We start from the raw sequence: 6,038 nt of genomic DNA, 5'->3' as shown, positions 1-6,038 counted from the left end.
TAAGTATTTTGGTGTAGGTAATGATCAAAGTGGAGGTGCAACGGATTGTAATTCGGGTTTTTACTGTTATGACCTTGCAGACTATAAGACTCTTGATGTTGGGCAGAGAAACTCTACAACAGGTAATGTTGATTACACCAACGACTTTTTCATCTCTTTTCAGAAAGAAGACACCGACTGGTCAACGAGTGATGGTCAGATGACCACTGCTTCAGGTGTATTTATTAACATACCTACTTCTCTTCATATAGATATGAATACCGGCACTAATGCTAATGGTACTGAACGAGTTCGGGTGGAATATATCGACCGTGGTGTTGGTTTATTTAAGCCGTAAAATCTTTTCCTTTATTAATCTTACAGTTCTCGAAAAGCAAGCCTATAGAGTACAATATGAACCTTCTTAGATTAGGAGGTTCTAATGCAGTCCATCTTTTGGCACGACTACGAAACATTCGGCGCAGATACTCGCCGAGATAGGCCAAGTCAGTTTGCCGGTGTTAGAACCGATTTAGATTTAAATATCATCGAAGAGCCAACGACTTTTTACTGTCGCCCTTCAGAAGATGCTTTGCCTTCTCCAGAAGCTTGCTTAATTACTGGCATCACACCTCAATATGCACAAGAAAACGGTTTCTCTGAGGTCGAGTTTGCCAAGAAGGTAGAAGAGATTTTTTCAGTCCCGTCTACCTGTGTGGCTGGCTATAATAGTATTCGCTTTGATGATGAAATCACTCGAAACCTGTTTTATAGGAACTTTATAGACCCTTATGAGCGAGAGTGGAAAAACGGTAATTCACGCTGGGACTTAATCGATGTTGTGCGTTTAACTTACGCTCTTCGACCCGAAGGGATCAATTGGCCTTGTGATGACTCTGGAACGCCAAGCTTTAGGCTTGAGGTCTTAAGTCAAGCTAATGGTATTGAGCACTTGTCAGCACATGACGCGATGAGTGATGTTTATGCCACCATCGGCCTAGCTAAGCTAATCAAGTCAGCACAGCCACAATTGTTCGACTATGTTTTTAAAAATAGAGACAAGCATAAGGTACTAGAGTTACTCGAACCAAATAAGCTTAAACCGGTTTTTCATGTTTCTTCGAAATTTCCTGCAAGTAAAGGGTGTTGTGCGCTTATTGTGCCGCTATTTCAAGACTCCAAGAATAAAAATTCCTTTATCTGTTTTGATCTAAGGCAAGACCCTGCTTACTTGTTTGCGCTGAGCAATGAACAGATTCAGCGTCGGCTTTACATGCCTTCGGCGCAGCTTTCTGAGGGCGAAGAGCGGCCAGCAATCAAGGCGATTCATGTAAATAAATGCCCAATGGTTGTTCCTGCTGCAATGATAAAGACGATGTCTGCTGAACGACTTGAACGCTGGGAGCTGAATCTGGATTTGATGAGGTCACACTTAGAATGGATCAGAAATAACCCAATATTTGTTGAAAAAATTAAAGAAGTGTTCAGCCTGAGCTCCCCCGAGAGAAACGAAACAGACCCCGACTTGATGATATATAGCGGTGGTTTTTTCTCTACCCATGATAAAGCTGAGATGTCGCGCGTTAGGCAGGCCAGTGATATTGAGTTGGAGGAAGAGGAGTTTAGATTTCAGGATAGTCGTTTGCCGGAATTATTGTTTCGCTACAAAGCGCGAAACTTTCCTCAAACTTTGACGGAGGAAGAGCAGTCAAAGTGGGAGCGGTATTGTGCAAACAAATTGATGAGCGCCGATGGCGGGTACCTTACTTTTAAAGAGTTCTTCGATCGCATTCATGCAATATCTCAATCGGATATCGACTCTAAATCTCAGTCGGTGCTTGAAGATCTCCGGTTCTATGGTGAGTCTATCATTCCATATGCCTAGTAAAGAGCTTCAGATAGCGCGGGCTATCTGAAGCTAAATAAGCTTTTTCTAGAACTTGCTGAACCCTTGCCATTGTTCAGTAGAAAGATTCGTCATGCCCTCGGCGCTGTTAATTTCTGTCTTTTCTGGTTCTCTTGCCTGAGAGTTTTCAGAATTAGATTTTGCGACAACAGTAAGCACCCCGTTTTCGTCAGCAATAATGTTCTGAACTAGAGTGCTCATATCTTCTAAGGTAAGAGAGTTCACTTCTTTAGCTAATTGTTCTTTGGTGTCGAAGTCTACATTTTTTATATCAATGTCTTTCCAAAACCTATTGGAGCGTGAATAAAGGGTGTTGTCTTGCTTTAGTAGGTTTGCAACAACCGAGCTCTTGTGCTTGTTCAAGTCAGCTTTGCTTGTTGACCTAACTGTCTCTAAGCTTGTATGAATGAACGCCTTGGTTTCCTTATAAAGCTCTTGGCCTGTGTTACTAGGGGACTGAACAATGAACGCTATAGCCGGTACTTCAAGCAACTCAAAATTGGTTGCGAATACGATGTAACCCATTTGTTTTTGAGTGCGGACTTGGTTGTAGTAATCACTAGAGAGTATTTGAGTGAGTAGTAAGTACTTAGCACGTTCTTTGTGACTAGTAGTTTTTCCTTGTACATAGTGAACAAAGCCGGTATCACTGTGCTCGGTGTCGAGCGTGTTGAGCCAAGGAGTCTTAGGTGGTATGCGGCGAATTTTGGCGCGGCTGACCTCGGTCTTAGTTGCCTTATCAAGTAATATGCTTTGAATTAATTGTGCATTATTGAGTGTTGATGCACGCGATAGGTTTCCGCTACTCAACACTGCTATATCTAGTTGAGACAGAAAGTCTTCACGAAACTGATTAATATCTTCTAGTTTTATATCTCTAAGTGCGCTCAGACGTTCTTCTTCATTCCAAGAAGGAGCAATAACTACGTTCTGAGCTTTGGAAATAGCTTGCTGAAATGGCTTCTTATCTTTTGCGTTTGATAGGCTTCTAGACAAGCGTTCTTTCATTATAGAGAAACGAGAGGGAGAAAACTCTGCATATTTAACGGTGTTAAGTAACTTGCTTAGAAGTTGGGCCTGTCTATCGCTGTACCCGCTGATTTTGATGGTTACACCACGCATATGCTTGTATAGCTCGTAATGAAGGCCTGCAAGATAGGCAGGGTAGCTATATTCATTAAGCGAGTCAGTTAGAAGTTTTACTAAAAGATCTGTCATATTTAGCGTTGCCGCAGACTTAAGCGCTTCAGGGGAGCGTATGGTAAGGAATAAGTTTGATTTAGGCGTGCCAAAGCTAGTGTCAGTGTGATGCCATACTTCTAAGCCAAGTTGTTTGAGCAGAAGCTCTGGCTTTTCAGTATTCATCGTTTTAACTATTGATATGTTTTCCGGAATAAAAATGTTTTTTTCTGGCAGGCTTAGCCTATTGTCCTGCTTAGGTTTGATGAGTTTATCCAGAAGGTTCTGATCCAGTTCTTGAATGTTATAGGGTGCGTCGTACCAGTCAGTAAACCGTTTTCCAACAACTGCTTTAGCGCTAACCGCAACAAACATATTCTTGGGATTAAGATGGCTTAAGTATGTTTTGTATAACTCGTGATCGAACTGCTTGAGCGAGTAGGGCTTGATAAGAATATCTTCTGCTGAAGTAAACTGGAGCGCCCTTGATAGCTTGCTCGTGAAATGAATGGGTTCACTTTTCTCTTGATAGTTAAAAGCAATATCTAACATGGTTTTTTGTTCGTCAAAGTAAAGCTTTTTCAGGCCTTCTTTACGTAGAAGGTCAATATAACTATGAATGGTCTCTAGAATTCGTTCCTGGTTGTCAAAGCCAAACTGAGTCAAGCTCATGCGGATAACAAACAGTTCTTTGACTCTAGTATCAAACTCTGCACCGGCCGATAGTGAGTCGACTAGGTTTTCATTTTTTAATGCCGACAATAGGCTGCCTTTACCCTCATGGCCAATCAGGTTTGATAGGTAGGATACAGGCTTTGAGTCTTGGTGAAGGCTTGATGATGGTATGGGGAATGCGAGCATCATTGATCGCTTGTCCATTATCGATTGCGCTTCAACTTTTACAGGTAGGAAATCTTCTGCGAAGAAATCTTGCGATATGTCGGTAAACTCGACGTTGCTGTTTGGAATGTTACTGAACTTGGCTAGTGTCCACTTTTTAAGTGTTGAAAGAGGCTCTTTCCCCAAAATTACCAAAGTCATTTGATTCGCAGAGTAATTCTTTTGATAAAACTCTAATAAAGTGTCGCGTAACTTTTCTTCGCCTTTGTCACTCAGGGTTTCAAGGTTTCCAACAGAAAAGCGGCTATAGGGGTGATCGTCGGCTAATACTGCTTTTATTACAGAATAAAAGCGTCGTCCATCATCCTTGACTTTGGATGTGTATTCGGAATGAACAGCGTTAACTTCACGCTCGACATACTCGGCGTTAAAAAGCGGGTGAGTGAACTGCTCAGAAAAGCGTTCAAGCGCCGCTTCTAGGAATTCGGGTCGGATATCAAAGAAATAGTTTGTATTTTCAGGTGAAGTATATGCATTGTGTGAGCCGCCATGTTGAGTGATATATTTCTGATAAGCATCAGGCTCAGGGAATTTTTCAGTGCCAAGGAAGAGCATATGTTCAAGAAAGTGGGCCAAGCCCGGATATTCAAGAGGGTCACTTGCGCTGCCAATATTAACGTCTAGAGACGCAGAAGATTTATCGGTATTTGGGTCGGAAACCAGCAAGACTCGAAGTTTGTTTTCTAGTACTAAGTAATCGTAGTGCCGGCTATCATTAGGGCTTTTTTCTATAGAAAGGGAGGCGTTAACATTACTAGATATAATACCTACAGCGCATAATATGAAAAGCAAATAAACTGGCCGTAAAATTGATATTCCGAACACAGAAATTCCTCGATGATCAAAGTAAATTTAGTGAGCTAGTATAGTGTTATTTCAGCTTGATAGGGGCTTTTGTTAAAGCAAGTTCACGTTAATAACATAATTATATATATTAGAGTAATGTATCTACGTAATCTGTAGTTAAAATAAGGTCACATGGCCGATTAGTATTATATTTCAGCATATTTTTGGCTTTATACTACAATTATCTTTGGTGTGGTCGCATTTGATTTCAGACTTAAGATACTGATGCAGGGAATTAACTAGTTATCCATTGGTAAGCGAATTCTGAGCGAAGCGCAATCAATTTATTCTTTTCGGGGTATTAAGTAATGAGCTATTTTTTGACCGGTGGAACCGGTTTTATTGGTCGTTTTTTAGTTGAGAAACTAATCGCGCGTGGTGAGAAGATATATCTTCTTACACAAGAGTCCAGTATGGAGCGCTATGAGGAATTGCTTGAGCGTTTTAACGTGTCAGGTGATGACGTTGTAGCGATCGTTGGCGATTTGACTCAGGATAACCTGGGTATCTCTGATGCTCAAATGGCCGAGCTCAAAGGAAATGTTAAGCACTTTTATCATCTAGCAGCGATCTATGATTTGAACGCTGGTGCTGAAATTCAGAAAGCAGTAAATGTACAGGGCACAAGAAACGCAATTGTTGCCGCGACAGAAATGCAAGCAGGCTGTTTTAACCATATTAGTTCGATCGCAGCAGCTGGTCTTTATAAGGGGACGTTTAGAGAGGATATGTTCGAAGAGGCCGAGAACCTTGACGATCCATACCTTCAAACAAAACATGACTCGGAAAAGGCTGTTCGAGACGAATGCTCTATTCCTTTCAGAATCTATCGTCCTGGTATGGTTGTGGGGCACTCTAAGACTGGTGAGATCGACAAGATTGACGGTCCATATTACTTCTTCAAAATGCTGCAAAAAATTCGTAACACTTTACCAAAGTGGATGCCTACTATTGGTATTGAAGGTGGCCGCATTAACGTTGTGCCGGTCGACTTTATTGTTGATGCAATTGATCATATTTCCCATGCAGATGGTGAAGATGGAAAATGTTTCCATTTGACTGACCCAGACCCACACAAGGTTGGTGAGGTTCTAAATATTTTTGCCGAAGCTGGTCATGCGCCAACCATGACAATGCGTGTTGATTCTCGCATGTTTGGTTTTATTCCTTCAATGGTTAGGAATGGCCTAAAGAACCTTCCTCCTGTTAAGCGTATTACGAGTGCGGT

At 41.6% G+C, this 6,038-nt stretch carries 4 protein-coding genes; 3 read left to right on the top strand and 1 reads right to left on the bottom strand.

All coding sequences use genetic code 11. From position 1 onward, the window contains the following. On the top strand, window positions 1-337 hold a 337-nt coding region (locus A3757_RS26030; protein ID WP_197469618.1), incomplete at its 5' end, for a hypothetical protein. Between the two features lie 84 nt (window positions 338-421). Beyond that, complete coding sequence (gene sbcB, locus A3757_RS00850; protein ID WP_068738991.1) at window positions 422-1,864, top strand: exodeoxyribonuclease I; 1,443 nt, start codon at window positions 422-424, stop codon at window positions 1,862-1,864. Between the two features lie 48 nt (window positions 1,865-1,912). On the opposite strand, the gene A3757_RS00845 is transcribed toward sbcB, so the two are convergent. Further along, a complete protein-coding gene (locus A3757_RS00845) occupies window positions 1,913-4,756 on the bottom strand; it encodes an insulinase family protein (RefSeq protein ID WP_156490641.1) in 2,844 nt (947 codons plus the stop codon). Window positions 4,757-5,118: 362 nt separating this feature from the next. Between A3757_RS00845 and A3757_RS00840 the strand changes: the two genes are divergently transcribed. Next, window positions 5,119-6,038: SDR family oxidoreductase (locus tag A3757_RS00840; RefSeq protein ID WP_156506069.1), on the top strand; the 920-nt coding region annotated here is incomplete at its 3' end.

This window comes from Oleiphilus sp. HI0117 (assembly GCF_001635235.1).
The sequence above is the reverse complement of the archived record's forward strand: the minus strand, read 5'-3'. Positions and strand labels throughout refer to the sequence as shown.